Origin of the sequence: Pseudomonas triticicola (assembly GCF_019145375.1) — a bacterium.
In the GTDB taxonomy this organism is placed as follows: domain Bacteria; phylum Pseudomonadota; class Gammaproteobacteria; order Pseudomonadales; family Pseudomonadaceae; genus Aquipseudomonas; species Aquipseudomonas triticicola.
Map to the genome: position 1 here is coordinate 2,169,779 of NZ_JAHSTX010000001.1, position 17,379 is coordinate 2,187,157.

Annotated in this window: 19 protein-coding genes; 12 read left to right on the top strand and 7 right to left on the bottom strand. The window is 61.5% G+C overall.

The window, feature by feature from the left end; genetic code table 11:
- Nucleotides 1–20: 20 nt before the first annotated feature.
- From KVG85_RS09675 to KVG85_RS09690, 4 genes are all read left to right on the top strand, one after another.
- The gene (locus KVG85_RS09675) at nucleotides 21–947 is read left to right on the top strand and encodes a 4-hydroxyproline epimerase (protein ID WP_217863704.1); all 927 of its coding nucleotides are present in this window, start codon (nucleotides 21–23) and stop codon (nucleotides 945–947) included.
- Between the two features lie 54 nt (nucleotides 948–1,001).
- Nucleotides 1,002–1,949 carry a dihydrodipicolinate synthase family protein gene (locus KVG85_RS09680; protein ID WP_217863705.1) on the top strand — a complete coding sequence of 316 codons (948 nt, stop codon included), beginning with the start codon at nucleotides 1,002–1,004 and terminating at the stop codon, nucleotides 1,947–1,949.
- Between the two features lie 63 nt (nucleotides 1,950–2,012).
- Nucleotides 2,013–3,605: an aldehyde dehydrogenase (NADP(+)) gene (locus KVG85_RS09685; RefSeq protein ID WP_217863706.1), complete on the top strand. Its 1,593-nt coding sequence runs from the start codon at nucleotides 2,013–2,015 to the stop codon at nucleotides 3,603–3,605.
- Entirely contained in the window at nucleotides 3,595–4,848 is a 1,254-nt protein-coding gene (locus KVG85_RS09690) for an NAD(P)/FAD-dependent oxidoreductase (RefSeq protein ID WP_217863707.1), read from the top strand. Before KVG85_RS09685 ends, KVG85_RS09690 begins: the two co-directional genes overlap by 11 nt.
- On the opposite strand, the gene KVG85_RS09695 is transcribed toward KVG85_RS09690, so the two are convergent.
- Complete coding sequence (locus KVG85_RS09695; RefSeq protein WP_051600414.1) at nucleotides 4,845–5,054, bottom strand: hypervirulence associated TUDOR domain-containing protein; 210 nt, start codon at nucleotides 5,052–5,054, stop codon at nucleotides 4,845–4,847. The two genes, KVG85_RS09690 and KVG85_RS09695, sit on opposite strands and share 4 nt — an antisense overlap.
- Nucleotides 5,055–5,219: 165 nt before the next feature.
- On the opposite strand from KVG85_RS09695, the gene KVG85_RS09700 reads away from it, so the two are divergent.
- The 3 genes from KVG85_RS09700 (at nucleotide 5,220) to KVG85_RS09710 (ending at nucleotide 7,470) form a co-directional block, all read left to right on the top strand.
- Nucleotides 5,220–5,447 (top strand): hypothetical protein, encoded by a 228-nt coding sequence (locus KVG85_RS09700; protein WP_110645810.1) that lies wholly within the window; start codon nucleotides 5,220–5,222, stop codon nucleotides 5,445–5,447.
- A gap of 145 nt (nucleotides 5,448–5,592) precedes the next feature.
- The gene (locus tag KVG85_RS09705; RefSeq protein ID WP_217863708.1) at nucleotides 5,593–6,642 is read left to right on the top strand and encodes an NAD(P)-dependent alcohol dehydrogenase; all 1,050 of its coding nucleotides are present in this window, start codon (nucleotides 5,593–5,595) and stop codon (nucleotides 6,640–6,642) included.
- 129 nt (nucleotides 6,643–6,771) lie between these two features.
- Complete coding sequence (locus KVG85_RS09710; protein WP_302471455.1) at nucleotides 6,772–7,470, top strand: tRNA (adenine(22)-N(1))-methyltransferase; 699 nt, start codon at nucleotides 6,772–6,774, stop codon at nucleotides 7,468–7,470.
- A gap of 193 nt (nucleotides 7,471–7,663) precedes the next feature.
- On the opposite strand, the gene ycaC (KVG85_RS09715) is transcribed toward KVG85_RS09710, so the two are convergent.
- Entirely contained in the window at nucleotides 7,664–8,293 is a 630-nt protein-coding gene (gene ycaC / locus KVG85_RS09715; RefSeq protein ID WP_016774235.1) for an isochorismate family cysteine hydrolase YcaC, read from the bottom strand.
- Nucleotides 8,294–8,558: 265 nt separating this feature from the next.
- On the opposite strand from ycaC (KVG85_RS09715), the gene KVG85_RS09720 reads away from it, so the two are divergent.
- Both KVG85_RS09720 and KVG85_RS09725 read left to right on the top strand, forming a co-directional pair.
- The gene (locus KVG85_RS09720; RefSeq protein ID WP_041480604.1) at nucleotides 8,559–9,269 is read left to right on the top strand and encodes an SDR family NAD(P)-dependent oxidoreductase; all 711 of its coding nucleotides are present in this window, start codon (nucleotides 8,559–8,561) and stop codon (nucleotides 9,267–9,269) included.
- 94 nt (nucleotides 9,270–9,363) lie between these two features.
- On the top strand, nucleotides 9,364–10,293 hold the full coding sequence (locus KVG85_RS09725; protein WP_217863710.1) for a LysR family transcriptional regulator: 930 nt from the start codon (nucleotides 9,364–9,366) through the stop codon (nucleotides 10,291–10,293).
- Here KVG85_RS09725 and KVG85_RS09730 read toward each other — a convergent pair whose 3' ends face one another.
- Nucleotides 10,294–11,211 (bottom strand): AraC family transcriptional regulator, encoded by a 918-nt coding sequence (locus KVG85_RS09730; RefSeq protein ID WP_217863711.1) that lies wholly within the window; start codon nucleotides 11,209–11,211, stop codon nucleotides 10,294–10,296. It lies immediately after the preceding gene.
- Between the two features lie 174 nt (nucleotides 11,212–11,385).
- Complete coding sequence (locus KVG85_RS09735; protein ID WP_056784713.1) at nucleotides 11,386–12,150, bottom strand: SDR family NAD(P)-dependent oxidoreductase; 765 nt, start codon at nucleotides 12,148–12,150, stop codon at nucleotides 11,386–11,388.
- 258 nt (nucleotides 12,151–12,408) lie between these two features.
- On the opposite strand from KVG85_RS09735, the gene KVG85_RS09740 reads away from it, so the two are divergent.
- The gene (locus KVG85_RS09740; RefSeq protein ID WP_217864964.1) at nucleotides 12,409–13,290 is read left to right on the top strand and encodes a helix-turn-helix domain-containing protein; all 882 of its coding nucleotides are present in this window, start codon (nucleotides 12,409–12,411) and stop codon (nucleotides 13,288–13,290) included.
- Between the two features lie 126 nt (nucleotides 13,291–13,416).
- Nucleotides 13,417–14,154: an SDR family oxidoreductase gene (locus tag KVG85_RS09745; RefSeq protein ID WP_024012510.1), complete on the top strand. Its 738-nt coding sequence runs from the start codon at nucleotides 13,417–13,419 to the stop codon at nucleotides 14,152–14,154.
- Between the two features lie 684 nt (nucleotides 14,155–14,838).
- Here the strand turns inward: KVG85_RS09745 and KVG85_RS09750 are convergent.
- Nucleotides 14,839–15,534 carry a B3/B4 domain-containing protein gene (locus KVG85_RS09750; RefSeq protein ID WP_122506924.1) on the bottom strand — a complete coding sequence of 232 codons (696 nt, stop codon included), beginning with the start codon at nucleotides 15,532–15,534 and terminating at the stop codon, nucleotides 14,839–14,841.
- Nucleotides 15,535–15,580: 46 nt separating this feature from the next.
- On the opposite strand from KVG85_RS09750, the gene KVG85_RS09755 reads away from it, so the two are divergent.
- Nucleotides 15,581–16,207 (top strand): helix-turn-helix domain-containing protein, encoded by a 627-nt coding sequence (locus tag KVG85_RS09755; RefSeq protein WP_217863712.1) that lies wholly within the window; start codon nucleotides 15,581–15,583, stop codon nucleotides 16,205–16,207.
- A gap of 70 nt (nucleotides 16,208–16,277) precedes the next feature.
- Here the strand turns inward: KVG85_RS09755 and KVG85_RS09760 are convergent, their stop codons facing one another.
- Nucleotides 16,278–16,478, bottom strand: coding sequence for a hypothetical protein (locus tag KVG85_RS09760; RefSeq protein WP_016774226.1), 201 nt, complete (start codon nucleotides 16,476–16,478; stop codon nucleotides 16,278–16,280).
- 144 nt (nucleotides 16,479–16,622) lie between these two features.
- Complete coding sequence (gene ycaC / locus KVG85_RS09765) at nucleotides 16,623–17,252, bottom strand: isochorismate family cysteine hydrolase YcaC (protein WP_217863713.1); 630 nt, start codon at nucleotides 17,250–17,252, stop codon at nucleotides 16,623–16,625.
- Nucleotides 17,253–17,379: the final 127 nt, after the last annotated feature.

The following is a 17,379-nucleotide window of genomic DNA, read 5'->3' on the forward strand; positions in this document are numbered from 1 at the left end:
TCATCCAACGGGATCTCTTCATGAAACGAGTACACGTCATTGATTCCCACACCGGCGGCGAACCGACGCGACTGGTGATGAGCGGCTTCCCCGATCTGTCCGGCAACAGCATGGTCGAGAAACGCGATGCCCTGCGCAGCGAGTACGACCAATGGCGCCGCGCCTGTCTGCTCGAGCCGCGTGGCAACGATGTGCTGGTCGGCGCGCTGTATTGCCCGCCGGTGTCGCCTGATGCCACCTGCGGGGTGATCTTCTTCAACAACGCCGGATACCTCGGCATGTGCGGCCACGGCACCATCGGCCTGATCAATTCGTTGCAGCATCTGGGGAAAATCCAGCCGGGCGTGCACAGGATCGACACACCGGTGGGGCAAGTCAGCGCGACGCTGCACGACGATGGCTCGGTCACTCTGGGCAACGTGCCCGCTTACCGTTATCGCAAACAGGTACCAGTGGACGTGCCCGGTGTTGGTCGCGTAGTCGGTGATATCGCCTACGGCGGCAACTGGTTTTTTCTGGTTTCCGAGCATGGCCAGACCCTGACCATGGACAACGTCGAACACCTGACTGCGTACACCTGGACGATGCTCAAGGCGCTGGAAGACCAAGGCATTTGTGGCGAAGACGGCGCGGTCATCGACCACATCGAACTGTTCGCCGATGACGATCAGGCCGACAGCCGCAACTTCGTCATGTGTCCCGGCAAAGCCTACGACCGCTCACCGTGCGGCACCGGCACCAGCGCCAAACTTGCCTGCCTGGCCGCCGACGACAAGTTGCAAGCGGGCGCGCCATGGATCCAGGCGAGCATTACCGGCAGCCAGTTCGAAGGGCGCTTCGAATGGGAGGGCGAACGCATTCGCCCGTTCATCACCGGCCGCGCCTACATGACCGCCGACAGCACCTTGCTGATCGACGAAACCGACCCGTTCGCGTGGGGCATCTGAGCCGCCACGCCGATTTTTTCCCTCGAATAAAACGAAATGCCAAGGAGTTGAATCATGAGCGACAACATCTTCACTGGTTGCATGCCGGCCCTGATGACCCCGTGCACCGCCGAGCGCAAACCGGACTTCGATGCGCTGGTGGCCAAGGGACGCGAGCTGATCGATGTCGGCATGAGCGCCGTGGTCTACTGCGGCTCGATGGGCGACTGGCCATTGCTGACTGAAGCCGAGCGTCAGGAAGGCGTGGCGCGGCTGGTCGCTGCCGGGGTGCCGACCATCGTCGGCACTGGTGCAGTGAATACCCGTGAAGCGGTTTCCCACGCAGCGCATGCGGCGAAAGTCGGCGCGCAAGGCTTGATGGTCATCCCGCGCGTGCTGTCCCGTGGCGCTTCGGCGACGGCGCAAAAAGCCCACTTCGCCGCGATCCTGCAAGCCGCACCGAACTTGCCGGCGGTGATCTACAACAGCCCTTACTACGGCTTCGCCACCCGCGCCGATCTGTTTTTCGAACTGCGCCGTGAATACCCAAACCTGATCGGCTTCAAGGAATTCGGCGGCGGCGCGGACCTGCGCTACGCGGCCGAGAACATCACCTCCAAGGATGACGACGTGACACTGATGGTCGGCGTCGACACGCAAGTGGTGCACGGCTTCGTCAACTGCAACGCCACCGGCGCCATCACCGGTATCGGCAACGCCCTGCCCCGCGAAGTGCTGCAACTGGTGGCGCTGAGCAAGCAGGCCGCGCAAGGCGATGCCAAGGCCCGGCGCCAGGCGCGGGAGCTGGAGTCGGCGCTGGCGGTGCTGTCATCGTTCGACGAAGGTTGCGATCTGGTGCTGTATTACAAGCACCTGATGGTGCTCAACGGCGACAAGGAATACACCCTGCACTTCAATGAAACCGATGTGCTGAGCGACTCGCAACGGCGCTATGCCGAGAAGCAGTATTCGCTGTTCCGTCACTGGTACGAAAACTGGTCCGCCGAGCAAAACTTCGCCTGACTACTACCTGCCGCGAGTCAAAACGATTCGCGGCAGGCCTCGCTCATTTCACAGGAAGACACCATGACTCTGACGGGCAACATGCTGATCGGCCAACAAGCCGTGACCGGTAATCGTCCAGCCTTTCGCGGGATTGATCCGGCGACCAACCAGGCACTTGAACCGCAGTATGCCGGGGCGTCAGCCGAACAGGTGGAACAGGCCTGCGCCCTGGCCTGGGCGGCGCAAGACGCGTACCGCGAAACCAGCCTGAGCACCCGTGCGGCATTTCTCGAAAGCATTGCCGAACACATCGAAAACCTTGGCGATGAACTGATCGAACGCGCCCACGCCGAAACCGGTCTGCCGCGTGCACGCCTCCAGGGCGAACGTGGCCGCACCTGCTCGCAATTGCGCCTGTTCGCCCGTACCGTGCGCGCCGGTGAATGGCTGGACGTGCGCGTCGACAATGCGCAACCGCAACGCCAGCCACTGCCGCGCTCCGACCTGCGCCAGCGGCAGATTGCCTTGGGGCCGGTCGCGGTGTTCGGCGCGAGCAACTTTCCGCTGGCATTTTCCGTGGCCGGTGGCGACACCGCTGCGGCGTTGGCGGCTGGTTGCCCGGTGATCGTCAAGGCGCACAGCGCGCATCCCGGCACCAGCGAACTGGTCGGCCGCGCAGTGGCGCAAGCGGTCAGGGCCTGCGCTCTGCCCGAAGGCGTGTTTTCCTTGTTGTTCGATTCGGGGTACGAAGTGGGTATCGCACTGGTCAGCGACTGGCGCATCAAAGCCGCTGGTTTCACCGGCTCGCGGGCTGGTGGACTGGCCTTGATGAAAGCTGCACAAGCGCGGCCCGAGCCGATCCCGGTGTATGCGGAAATGAGCTCGATCAACCCGGTTTTGCTGTTTCCCGCCGCGCTGGAAAATCGCGCGCAGGCGCTGGCCGAAGGGTTTGTCGCGTCGCTGACACTGGGCGCCGGGCAGTTCTGCACCAACCCGGGATTGCTGATTGCCCGCAAAGGCCCGGCGCTCGACGGGTTTCTCGGCGCGATAGCGGAACTGATCCCGCGCAGTGCGGCGCAAACCATGCTCACGCCCGGCATCTTCGGCGCCTATCAAGCAGGCGTGACGGCTCTGCAAGGCAATCCCCGTGCACGCGCGATAGCGGTTGGCCAAGTCGGCAGCGGCCCGAATCAGTGTCAGACGCATGTCTTCAGCACCGATGCAGCGGATTTTCTTGCCGATCAAAGCTTGCAAGCCGAGGTCTTCGGCGCGACAGCGCTGATCGTGCAATGCAGCAGTGACGAAGAAATCCGTCAGGTCTGCGCCCATCTCGAAGGTCAACTGACCGCGACCCTGCACATGGACGACGCCGACCTTGCACTGGCGCGCACGTTGCTGCCAACCCTGGAGCGCAAGGCCGGGCGCTTGCTGGTCAATGGCTGGCCGACCGGCGTGGAAGTCTGCGATGCGATGGTGCATGGCGGGCCTTACCCGGCGACCTCGGATGCGCGCAGCACCTCGGTGGGCACTGCGGCGATCCTGCGTTTCCTGCGGCCGGTGTGCTATCAGGATTTCCCCGACAGCTTACTGCCGACGGCGCTGCAACAGGCCAATCCGCTCAACCTTCGGCGCTTGCTCGATGGCCAGCGGGAAGCGAAACACCATGGCGAATAATCCTTCGCACGACATCGCCGTGGTCGGCGCCGGAATCATCGGCGTGGCTTGCGCACTACGTCTGGCACGTCAGGGTCTGCGCGTGGTGGTCATCGATCAGCAGGAACCGGGGCACGGCGCTTCGTTCGGTAATGCCGGACATCTGGCCACCGAGCAAGTGTTTCCGATCGCTGATGTTTCGATCCTCAAGCGCTTGCCAGCCATGCTGATGGACCCGATGGGGCCGCTGCGCCTGGACTGGAAATACCTGCCGCGCGCCCTGCCGTGGTTCACCCGCTTGCTGCTGAATCTGCGGCCTGAGCCATTTCAGAAAACCGTCGCCGGCTTGCGCGCGCTCAATGAAAGCAGCCTGGATGCGTGGCAGCGCTTGCTCAGCGATATCCAGCGCACGGATCTGCTCAAGGTTGACGGCTCGTTACTGGTCTTCGAAAAACCTCAATCGCGGCAACCCCTCGAAGCCTTGCAGGCACGACTGCATCAGCAGCAGGTGCCGGTGGACTATTGGCAAGCGGGGGCGATCCGCGAAACGGCGCCGCAGCTCAGCGAGCAAATTCAGGGCGGGCTGTTTTTCCCGCGAACCGGGCATTTCCTTGATCCCTATCGGGTGGTCTGCGCACTGGTCGAAGCGGCTCGCAGCAGCGGTGTGAGTTTTCTCCAGCAGCAGGTTCAGGGCGGCTACGTGCAGGAGAACGGTGTTTTATTAGTGACCGGTAATGGCGGGGTAACGGCCAGACGCGTGTTACTGGCCTGCGGTGCGCATTCGGCGAAACTGACTGCCGCGCTGACTGGCAAGCAGGTACCGTTGGACACCGAACGTGGCTATCACCTGATGCTGCCGCACGAGCATGATCGCCTGCCCTTCCCCGTCACCTCGCTGGAACGCAAATTCATCATGACGCCGATGCGCGAAGGCCTGCGCCTGGCCGGCACGGTCGAATTCGCCGGGCTGGAGCGGCCGGCGAACATGGCACGCGCCTGGCAGTTGCAGCGCCTGAGCCAAGGCCTGTTTCGCAAGGATCTGAACGCTGATGGCGCCACACCGTGGATGGGCTTTCGCCCGTCGCTGCCGGATTCGCTGCCAGTGATCGATCAGGTTTGCGCCGGCAAGGTCTTGCTTGCCTTCGGTCATCAGCATCTGGGCCTGACTCAAGCGGCGCTGACGGCGGAATTGATCGGGCAGATGGTCTCAGGCGCGGCTCTCGCGCTGCCGAGTGTCGACGCCTACCGACTGGCACGTTTCTAAGCGTGCTTCAGCGCGTCGCCGTGATGCATGGCCAGGTGGCCGGTCTTGTCGCTCTTGACCTCGTACTGCGGCGCGTCTTTCGAGGCCGGGCGGTGGCGGCCCATGAACTCGGTGTCGCGGGTGTGCACCTTGACCACTTTGCCGTGGATCTCGCCGGCCTCGGAATTCCAGCGCACCGCATCGCCGACCTTGAATGAGCTGCTCATTATTGCGTCCTCGCCTCTGGCTTGTTGGTTTATGGAGCCGCGCGCATGACAGAAATTCCGCTTTTTTGCGAGGCGACCGAAGGCAGGCAAAAAAATCGAACGGCGAAAATCGCCCGCACCTCCAACTTGCACAAGCCATAGAAAACGGCCATGACGAGGTGTGAGATGAATAACGATCAAGGCAAGCAAGGCGACGATCCGCTCCCAACCACGCCCGACCCGCTGAGTCCGGGGCGTACCGAGGTCGATCCGATGAAGGAGCGCGGCATCGACGAACTGCCCGACAACGAAGGCGAAATCCCGCTGGATGATGACGATACCGGTCTGGATCCGGAGCGCGTACGTCAGGAAACCGATAACGCCGAGATGGACGACCAGCCCAATCCGCGTTGAGCCTTGAAAGGCAGCCGTCCCTGCGGTTGCCTTGCGCTTTGCAGCCAACGGCAGAATCAGGCAAGCATTTCACAGAAATGCACTACCTCGCGCTCCGACCCAGGCGCAACAATGGGCGTCCGACAACCCCATGGAGGATGCTCACATGCTCGTACAAGCCTACGGCGCCCACGCTGGCGACAAACCCCTTGAGCCCATGCAGATCAAACGCCGTGCGCCAGCCGCGCACGACGTGCAGATCGATATCGCCTTCTGCGGCATCTGCCATTCCGACCTGCACCAGGTGCGCGCGGAATGGGCCGGCACGCAATTCCCTTGCGTCCCCGGCCATGAAATCGTCGGCCGCGTCTCGGCGGTCGGCGATCACGTCAAAAACTACAAGGTCGGCGATCTGGTCGGTGTCGGTTGCATCGTCGACAGCTGCCAGCACTGCGATGACTGCGAGTCCGGTTTGGAAAACTACTGTGACGGCATGATCGGCACCTACAACTTCCCGACCCCGGACGCACCGGGCTGGACCCTCGGCGGCTATTCGCAAAACATCGTCGTGCACGAGCGCTATGTGTTGCGCATCCGTCATCCCGAGGCGCAGCTGGCTGCTGTCGCGCCGCTGCTCTGCGCTGGCATTACCACCTACTCGCCGCTGCGCCACTGGAACGCTGGCCCCGGCAAGAAAGTCGGCGTGGTCGGCATCGGTGGCCTCGGCCACATGGGCATCAAACTGGCCCACGCCATGGGCGCCCATGTCGTCGCCTTCACCACTTCCGAATCCAAGCGTGAAGCGGCCAAGGCACTGGGCGCGGACGAAGTGGTGGTGTCACGCAATGCCGAGGAAATGGCGGCACACACCAAGAGTTTCGACTTCATCCTCAATACCGTCGCAGCGCCGCACGATCTCGACGCCTTCCTCGTGCTGCTCAAGCGCGATGGCGCGTTGACCCTGGTCGGAGCGCCCGCATCGCCGCATCCGTCGCCGAACGTGTTCAACCTGATCACCAAGCGCCGCACCATTGCCGGTTCAATGATCGGCGGCATTCCCGAGACTCAGGAAATGCTGGATTTCTGCGCCGAGCACGGCATCGTTTCCGACATCGAGTTGATCCGCGGCGACCAGATCAACGAGTCCTACGAGCGCATGCTCAAGGGCGACGTGAAATACCGCTTCGTCATCGACAACGCAACGCTCGCCGGCTAAGCGAAAGCGCCCATCGGCAGCGCAATGCTGCCGATGGTTGGAGTAATTCCATCGCGTAATTGACAGCGCCAGCGTTGCTCGCCAGAGTCGCACCCCTTTTTTCCACCGCAGGGTGAACAGGGGTTTGCGTTGAACCAACAGACATTGTCCATGCGTCTTGAGCGCGTCGCCGCCCATGTGCCGCTTGGCGCGAGACTGGCCGATATCGGCTCCGATCACGCTTACCTGCCGGTGGCCTTGCTGCGCCGGGGCCTGATAACAGCAGCGGTCGCTGGCGAGGTCGCGTTGACGCCATTCCACGCGGCGCAACGCATCGTCAATTACAACGATCTGCAAGGCCAGATCAGCGTGCGTCTGGCCGATGGTCTGGCGGCGATCAGGCCTGACGACGGCATCAGCGCCATCACCCTGTGCGGTATGGGCGGCGAAACCATTCGCGATATTTTCGACAGTGGCAAGGCCCATCTCAGCGGCCACGAACGCTTGATCCTGCAACCCAACGGCGGCGAGCAAACGCTGCGCCAATGGTTGATGGACAACGGCTACCGCATCGTCTGTGAAGAGGTGCTGCATGAGAACCGCTTCGACTACGAAATTATCGTTGCCGAGCGGGCCTCTGATCCGGTGACTTACGATGCCAGGGAACTGTTTTTCGGTCCGCTGCACCTGCAGGCACGCTGCCCGGCATTTCTGCACAAATGGCAACGCAGGCTGAGTCAGCGGCAGAAGACGTTGGGGCAGTTTACGCGAGCGCAACAGGCGTTGCCGGAGGACAAAATTCTTGCGCTGAAGCAAGAGATGCAGTGGATCAGCGAATTGCTTGGGTGACTGTGCCGCCTTATTCGCGAGCAGGCTCGCTCCCACAGGAAATTGCGTTTCTCCTGAGCGAACACAGTCAACTGTGGGAGCGAGCCTGCTCGCGAAAGCGGTGGGTCAAGCTACAGAGCAACCAAGTTGGCCGCAGCCGTCGGAAAAACAAAAAGCCTGCTGTTAAAAGCAGGCTTTTTCGTGGGTCGTGAACTTACTTCTGCTGCGTCAGCGCCGAGTAGCTGTTCATCAGGTTGCGATAGTTGGGGATACGCTGCGACAGCAGGTTACCCAGGCCTTCAATGTCGTTGCGCCAGTCGCGGTGCAGCTCACAGGCCACCGAGAACCAGTTCATCATCTGCGCGCCAGCCTGAGTCATGCGGCTCCATGCGGCTTGCTGCACGGTGGTGTTGAAGGTGCCGGACGCATCGGTGACCACAAACACATCAAACCCTTCTGCCAGCGCCGACAGGGTCGGGAACGCTACGCACACATCCGTTACCACACCGGCAATGATGATCTGCTTGCGCCCGGTGGCTTTGATCGCCTTGACGAAGTCTTCATTGTCCCAAGCGTTGATCTGACCTGGGCGAGCGATGTACGGCGCGTCCGGGAACATCTCTTTCAGCTCTGGTACCAGCGGGCCGTTCGGGCCTTGTTCGAAGCTGGTGGTGAGGATGGTTGGCAGGTCGAAGAACTTGGCCAGATCCGCCAGCGCCAGCACGTTGTTCTTGAACTCGTTCGGCGAGAAGTCCTGCACCAGCGAGATCAGACCGGTCTGGTGGTCAACCAGCAGCACGATAGCGTCGTCTTTGTTCAGGCGGTTGTAGGTTGGAGTGGTCATGGTGTGCGTCCCTTTTCAAGTTTGAAGTTTTGTTGTTGCGTTCAAGTTGGGTACAGATTACTGACGCACAGCAAAGGGATAAATCGGCTGAAAAGCGTTTCACCGTCCACTCAAACGGGACAATCACTCGAGGCCCGCTCTGATTAGATACACCACAGTACAAATGATGTACCTCAGCCCCCATTTATCAACTCCGCGCAAATTCCTAAAGTCTTCTCCAACAGCCACCCGCCATCCCGACGGGCCAGCGACAGAGGAAATCATCATGAGCACATCGAAAAAAGTAGTTGTCATCACCGGCGCCTCGCAAGGCATTGGTGCAGGTCTGGTCGAAGGCTTTCGCGCCCTTGGCCATCAAGTGGTCGCTACCTCGCGCTCGATCAAAGAGTCGAGCGACCCGGATGTCCTGACCGTCGCCGGCGACATTGCCGATCCGCAAACCGCCGAGCGCGTGATTCGCGCCGCTGTCGCCCGCTTCGGTCGCGTCGATACGCTGGTCAACAATGCCGGGATCTTTCTGGCCAAGCCGTTCACCGCTTACAGCCAGGCAGACTATGCCCAGGTCGTGGCGACCAACATGAGCGGCTTCTTTTACATCTCGCAACTGGCCATCGCCGAGATGGAAAAACACGGCAACGGCCACGTCGTCAGCGTGACCACCAGCCTTGTCGATCATGCAATCGATGGCGTGCCTTCGGTATTGGCGTCGCTGACCAAGGGTGGCATCAACGCCGCGACCAAATCCCTGGCCATCGAGTACGCCAAGCGCGGGATTCGGGTCAACGCCGTGTCGCCGGGCATCATCAAAACGCCGATGCACGCCGAGGAAACCCATCAGGCGCTGGGCAGCCTGCACCCGGTCGGCCACATGGGCGAAATCGACGACATCGTGCAAGCGATCCTCTACCTCGACGGGGCAAATTTCGTCACTGGCGAGATCCTGCATGTCGACGGTGGCCAGAGCGCCGGCCATTGATCGAAACCCTGCAACGCCGCCGGTGGATACCGGCGGCGTCGTTGGTTGTGGTACACAGAGGATGAACGTCCGTCGATCCTCGGTGCGAGCCACAATGAAACGCCATTTTGAAGATTTGCAGTTAGGCAGTATCGAACTGTTCTGCCTGGCCGCCGAAGCCGGCAGCTTCACCGCCGCCGCGCAACTGGCCGGGGTCACGCCCGCTGCGGTGAGCCGGTCGATTCTGCGTCTTGAGCAACGCCTGGGTTCGCGACTGTTTGCCCGCACCACGCGCAGCATTCGCCTCACCGACGCCGGACGGAGCTTCTTCGAACAATGCAGCCAGGCGCTGACGCAACTGGTTGAAGCGCAGCAGGAAGTCATGGGCGCGCAGACTTCGCCATCGGGTCGACTGCGCATCAGCCTGCCAACCACCTACGGGCATCACCGCATCCTGCCGCTGCTGCCGAAATTTCGCGCGTTGTACCCCGAGGTCACGGTCGATGTGCACTTGGGCAATCGCAATATCGACTTCGTTGAAGAGGGCTACGACCTGGCGATACGCGTGCGCGCGCAACCGGACTCGACGCTGATCGCGCGCTTGCTGGAGGACGCCGCCCTGGTGGTGGTCGCCGCCCCCGAATATCTGCATAGAGCCGGTACGCCGCAGACGCTGGACGATCTCATCGCACATGAGTGCATCCAGTTCGAATTGCCCAGCAGCGGGCGGCGGATTTCCTGGCTGTTTCAGGAAAACGACCGGGACCTGGAAGTGATTTCCGACGGTGGCTATTCCTGTTCCGACGATGTGCTCGGCGGTGTGACGCTGGCCAAGCACGGCGCCGGGCTGTTTCAGACTTACCGTTTCATCGTCGAGCAGGAACTCGCCGATGGTCGTCTGATGGAAGTGCTGCAACCGTACGCCGGACGTTCGCGCCCCTACACCCTGCTCTACCCGCACGGCCGCTATGTGCCGCAACGGGTGCGGGCGTTTGTGGATTTTCTGCTGGGGTTTCGTGAGGAATGGGCAGGACCCGCGCGGTAATCAACCGGTCTGACGCAGGCGGCTAAGTTCCTTGGACGGCGGGCAGCCGAACTGGCGGTTGTATTCGCGGCTGAACTGCGAAGCGCTTTCGTAGCCGACGCGGTAACAGGCGCTGGACACGTCCAGCCCTTCATTGATGATCAGCCGCCGCGCCTCTTGCAGGCGCAGCTGTTTTTGATATTGCAGCGGGCTCATGGCGGTGACGGCTTTGAAGCGGTGATGCAGCGCCGAATTGCTCAGGTTGGCCACCTGCGCCAGCGCGTCGATGCGCAGCGGCTCGGTGAAATTCTTGTTCAGCCAGTCGATGGCCCGCGTGACCCGGTGGGTCTGCGAATCGCTGACGGCGATTTCATACAGCAGATGCCCGTGCTGGGCGCGCAGCAGACGGTAATACAGCTCGCGCAACGCCATCGGCGCGAGCATGCCGATGTCGCGTGGATTATCCAGCAGGCGCACCAGACGCAGCACGATGTCGAGCAATGTCACATCGATCTTGTCGAGAAACATCCCGCGCCCGGCGTCCTGTGGCATGCCGGTCAGCGGCGATTCGGCTATCAGTTGCGTCAGTTGCGCCGGATCGAAATCCAGCCGTATGCAAAAGTACGGCGCTTCGGGCGAGGCTTCGATCACCCGTCCCGACACCGGCAACGTCACTGACACCACCAGATAATTCAGCGGGTCGTAGAGGAAGCGTTCCTCACCCAGCCCGACTTCCTTGCGCCCCTGCACGATCAGGCACAGCGCCGGCCGGTGCACGACATGGATCAGCTCGGACGGCCCATCAAGACGGATTACGTGCAGCGGCGCAATCGCGGTTTCGTAGGTGCCCGGCGCATCGAAGCGCTGGGTCAGCAGGCGCACCAGCTCGGCGCGATACACCGCTGTGTCGTGAAGGATGGAAGCGTCGTGGTTATCCATGCAAAGGGCCTCGAAAGCAGACGAAGGTGGGTCAACTGCGGAGGAAGATTAGCCAGTTTTACTCAGCGGCGACTAGTTCAAAGATGCTGCAGATTTGCCTGATTCTGCGTGCTCGTGTTACTGGCAAAGCCATGGGCGCGTTATCACACGCGCCCATGGCTTCTCACCCGATTATCAACCCGCCGTTACCGTCATGCCGCCATCGGCCATGACCACCGAGCCAACCATGAAACTGGCGCGGTCGGAAGCCAGAAAGGTGACGATTTCGGCGATCTCTTCCGGCTGCGCCGCCCGACCGATCGGCGCCGCTTCGCCGTGCTGCGCGAGGAAGCCAGGGCCGTCCTCGACCACGTCATTGAGGATATTAGTCACCACATCGCCGACGCCGATGGCATTGACGCGAATGCCGTGCTCGATGACTTCCAGGGCCAGCGTGCGGGTCAACTGTGCCAGCGCGCCTTTGGAAGCGGTGTAGGCGGCAATGGTCGGAAAGGCAAAGTACGACGCATAGGAAGCGATATTGACGATCGCGCCGGACTTGTTCGGGATCATAGCCTTGACCGCTTCGCGGCAGTGCAGGAAGGCGGCCGTGGCATTCACTGCCTGGATCTTTTCCCAGTCGTCGCGGCTCATGTCGATCACGGCTTTGTTGATAATGATCCCGGCGTTGTTGACCAGAATATCCAGGCGCCCGAACTGCTCGACGGCAAGGCCTACTGCACGTTCGGCGGCGCCGTCCTCAGTGATGTCCGCCACCAGCGGCACCAGATCGGGACGAGCCAGTGCTTCGACAGCCGGGTTGAGGTCTTCGGCAATCACCTTGGCGCCGCGAGCGTGCAGCATCAGCGCAATCGCCTTGCCGATGCCACTGGCCGCGCCAGTGACCAGTGCAACTTTACCGGCGACTTCTTGTGGCAGGGTGTGGTTGAAATCAGTCATGGTTTTAACTCCTCGATAGCGAATCGGTGTTGCGCCTGATGGCGCGGTCGTGAACACGGCTTCACTGTCGCGCACTGTCCGCCGCCGGGCTTTCGGGCGATTGCCGGGACTGTCGGAGTTTTGCGCTGGAGTTTCTCGTTCGCCCGCCCTAACCTTCAAAATCATTCGCAGCCGAAGCTTTTCATGGAGCGTCCTGTGCCCTCTGCCAGCCCCGCTACACCGACAATCAGCCAGCCCGCGCGCATCGCCGCCGAAGCCATGCCGGAGCATCTGCCCGGTGTTGCGGAAACGACCACGCCGCGGCCGCAGATCAAGGATGCGGTGGTGCAGCTGTTCCGCCATCAAACCCTGCTTGAGCCGATCCGCGTGCCGTGCGTGGCCGAACCGCTGCTGGTGCTGGTATTGGCCGGCACTGCCCGGGTCGAAGAACGTTCGTTGGGCGGAGAATGGCAGGCGAGCCAGGTCACGGCGGGCGACTTCTTCCTGACCAACACCCGCGAACCTTATGAAATGCGCTGGCAAACCGAAGGTTGCGAGGTCTTCGAAGTCATGCACCTTTACCTAGGTCTGGGCCTGATCGAACAAGCGGCGCGCGAAGCGTTCGGCGAACAGGCCGGTGCAGTGACGTTTGTCGATGTGTCCGGTGCGCGTGACGAGCAGGTCAGCTTCATCCTTGAGCAACTGCGCATCGAACTCACACAACTGCGCCAGCCCAGCGCACTGCTGGTGCACAGCCTTGCTCAGGCGTTGGCGATCCATTTGCTGCGGCACTATCTCGACCCGGACAGCAACCCGCGCCGCGACAACGCCCTGCCCGCCTACAAACTGCGCCGGGTGATCGAAGCCATGAATGCGAATCTGGCGGAGGATTTCAGCCTCGGTGATCTGGCCGCAGTCGCTGAGCTGAGCGACTACCACTTCAGCCGCACCTTCAAGCGCGCCACCGGTTTATCGCCCTCGCAATACTTCATCCGCCTGCGCATGAGCCGCGCGCGTCATCTGTTGCTGGAAACCGCCCACAGCGTGATCGACATCGGCCTGGAGGTTGGCTATTCCAGCCCCAGCCACTTTTCCCAGGTGTTCCGCCGTGAAGTCGGCGTCACCCCGAGCGCCTACCGCGATGCGCCACGCGGGGCCTGAAACCTGTCGAAAAGCGACGCAGCAGAATTGGGCAAATCCCGTGGAGGAATCGATTAATAGCCAATGCGCCCCCGCACTTAATCTTCTTCCAAGCCCACTCACGGGCACACAGAAGAGGACGACATCATGCTGAACATTCAAGACAAAGTGATCGTGATTACCGGCGCCAGCAGCGGCATCGGAGAAGCCACCGCACGCCTGCTCGCCGAACGTGGCGCCAAAGTGGTGTTGGGTGCACGGCGCACCGAGCGTCTGGCCGTGATTGCCGAAGAGATCAACGGCGCGGGTGGCCACGCGCAGTTCCGCGCACTGGACGTCACCGATCAGCAGGATGTGCAGCGCTTCGTCGATTTTGCCGTGGAGCATTACGGCCGTGTCGATGTGCTGGTCAACAACGCCGGGGTCATGCCGTTGTCGCGGCTGGACGCGCTGAAGGTCGATGAGTGGAACCGCATGATCGACGTCAACATCCGTGGCGTACTCCACGGCATCGCCGCCAGCCTGCCGTTGATGCAGCGCCAGCGCGCCGGGCAGATCATCAACATCGCCTCGATCGGCGCTTACGCGGTCAGCCCCACCGCAGCGGTGTACTGCGCGACCAAATACGCCGTACGGGCGATTTCCGAAGGCTTGCGTCAGGAGGTGGGCGGCGATATCCGCGTCACCGTCATCGCACCGGGCGTGACCGAATCGGAACTGGCCGAGAGCATTTCCGATGAAGGCGGCCGCGAAGAGATGAAGTCATTCCGCAAGATCGCCATCCCCGCCGAAGCCATCGCCCGCGCGATTGCGTATGCCGTCGAACAACCGGCGGACGTGGACGTCAGCGAACTGATCGTGCGTCCAACCGCGAGCCCTTATTGAGACCAGGAGTCAATCTGTGGCAGCGAGCCTGCTCGCGAAAGCGCTGGGTCAGGCGAATAGGATGTTGAATGTGCCGCCGTCTTCGCGAGCAAGCTCGCTCCCACAGGGGATTTGTGGCACCACCGAATCAATGGCCAACACCGAACATTGTGGGAGCGAGCCTGCTCGCGAAAGCGGTGGACCAGCCGGCAAAGATGTTGAATGTGCCGCCGTCTTCGCGAGCAGGCTCGCTCCCACAGGGGGTTTGTGGCACCACTGAATCAATGGTCAACACGGAACATTGTGGGAGCGAGCCTGCTCGCGAAAGCGCTGGGTCAGGCGAACATGATGTTGAATATGCCGCCGTCTTCGCGAGCAGGCTCGCTCCCATTGAGGATTTGTGGCGCCACCAAATCAATGGTCAACACGGAACATTGTGGGAGCGAGCTTGCTCGCGAAAGCGGTGGATCAGTCGGCAAAGATGTTGAATGTGCCGCCGCATTCGCGAGCAGGCTCGCTCCCACAGGGGATTTGTGGCACCACCAAATCATTGGTCAACACGGAACATTGTGGGAGCGAGCTTGCTCGCGAAAGCGGTGGATCAGCCGGCAAAGAGGTTGAATGTGCCGCCGTCTTCGCGAGCAGGCTCGCTCCCACAGGGAATCGCGGTGCTGCTGACGAAACGGGCTGGCACTCATATCTAGCCTAACGCGCTCCCGGCCCGATCAACATGCTTTCGATCTCGGCGCCGGGCATCATTTGCTGCAGGCCTTCGATGAGCTTGTCGCCGGCCTCGGTCAGCGCTTCCAGCGGCATCGCCGGCAGGCTTTCGAGGATGAACCACATGTGCTGCGCTTGCGCATCGAGGCGGGTTCGCACGCCTTGGCGCCAGTTCCAGCGCCGGCAGGTCACGCCTTGGTCATCGCGCCAGACCACTTCGCCGGCGTCCGGGAATTCATGCGCGGGCTGGCCTTCTTTCATCGTGTCGAACGGTTCGCTGCCATCGGCGACGACCAGACGCGGTGAGCCTATGTAGGCTTGCGCATTCTCCCCGCCGACCGGAATCGCGTACTCGAGGCTGATGGCGTTGTACAGATCAACCACCGGATCGATGCTCGGCAACTCGCCGTCGCGCAACACCCGTTTGCGCAGAGCCTCGGCCGAGCACGGCGTGCGCTGCGGCTTGGCACCGAACTGGCGAAACACGTCCGCCCAAGCCTGCAAGTGCGCGGGCGCCCATGCCGGGCCACCGTTGGCGACGATCTGGCAGGCTTTGGCCAGTGCTTCACCGGCCACGTGTGCATGAATAATCGGCGCCGCTTGCACGACAATACTCAGCGCTCTGAAGCCCGGCGCGAGTTGCGCAACAGCCGGATCGATTGACGGCACGACAGACAGCATCCCAGAATCCCCCTCATACCCGAATTTCAAACGATGCTAGCGATCAATGACCAATAAAGTCAATATACCGACCGAAGCCGGCGCCGACGTCGAGACCGTCAGCGCGGCGGTGTCGCGCACGCTCAAACAGGCGCGCAAACAACAGGGCATCACCCTGGATGAACTGTCCAGACGCTCCGGCGTGAGCAAAGGCATGGTGGTCGAGATCGAGAAGGGTTCGGCCAACCCAAGCATCGCGACATTGTGCAAAATCGCCGCGGCGCTGGGCTTGTCCGTGGCGGACTTCGTCAATGTCGCCGCCACCCCGGCGGCGCATCTGATCGACAGTGAGGACATCCCCACGTTATGGGCCGGTGAGCTGGGTGGATCAGCGCGCCTGCTGGCCGGCACCAGCGGCCCGAACATGCTTGAGTTGTGGCGCTGGGAGTTGTTTCCTGGCGAGTCGTTTTCTTCAGCCGGTCACCCGAATGGCACCACCGAGTTGTTTCATGTCGAGAAAGGCACGTTGCATTTGCACGTTGGCGATGCCGAGCTGATTGTCGGGCCTGGGTGTTCGGCGGTGGCGCGGACCGATGTGGCGCATGGGTATGCCAACCATGGGCGAGCGAAACTGGTTTTCACGATGTCAGTGACTGAACTGCATCAGGGTGCCAGGGAAAGCCCCTCACCCTAGCCCTCTCCCCGAGGAGAGGGAACTGTCCGGGTTGACCATCATAGGGAGCGTTCCCCTTCAAACAGCACGGTCAGCGTGACGGCGGATGCTCCGTCGAAACCGAATTGGCCGCATCCACATCCGACATGTCTTCTTCCACAGGTGCCTCGTCGTCCGGCGGCAAAGGCACCTCGGGGTTTTCGCGCTTGGGATCGTGCCCGGTCTCGTTGTCGGTGGTGCGCGTCACGGCCTGTTGCGACTGGTTGCCCGGTGCGTTTTCATCAATGTCCATGTCGTTCTCCGAGGTGTTCAGTGATAGGTACCTGAACGTGTGAAATGCCCTTGCGTGACAAGTGCCCGACAATGGACGAACGGCGTTCTGTAGAAAACGCAAAAAGCCTGCTTTCGAGGCAGGCTTTCGCTTTGGATTTAACGCTTACTTCTGCTGCGTCAGCGCCGAGTAGCTGTTCATCAGGTTGCGGTAGTTGGGAATGCGCTGCGACAACAGATTGCCCAGGCCTTCAATGTCGTTGCGCCAGTCGCGGTGCAGCTCACAGGCCACCGAGAACCAGTTCATCATCTGCGCGCCGGCCTGAGTCATGCGGCTCCACGCGGCTTGCTGCACGGTGGTGTTGAAGGTGCCGGACGCGTCAGTCACCACAAACACATCAAAACCTTCCGCCAGTGCCGACAGGGTCGGGAACGCTACACAGACATCCGTTACGACACCGGCGATGATGATCTGCTTGCGCCCGGTGGCTTTGATCGCCTTGACGAAGTCTTCGTTGTCCCAGGCGTTGATTTGACCTGGGCGAGCGATGTACGGCGCGTCCGGGAACATCTCTTTCAGCTCTGGTACCAGCGGGCCGTTCGGGCCTTGTTCGAAGCTGGTGGTGAGGATGGTTGGCAGCTCGAAGAACTTGGCCAGATCCGCCAGCGCCAGCACGTTGTTCTTGAACTCGTTCGGCGAGAAGTCCTGCACCAGCGAGATCAGACCGGTCTGGTGGTCAACCAGCAGCACGATAGCGTCATCTTTGTTCAGGCGGTTGTAGGTTGGAGTGGTCATGGTGTGCGTCCCTTTTCAAGTTTTGAGTTTTGTTGTTGCGTTCAAGTTGGGTACAGATTACTGACGCACAGCAAAGGGATAAATCGCTTGAAAAGGGTTACACCGTCCACTCAAACCGGACAATCCA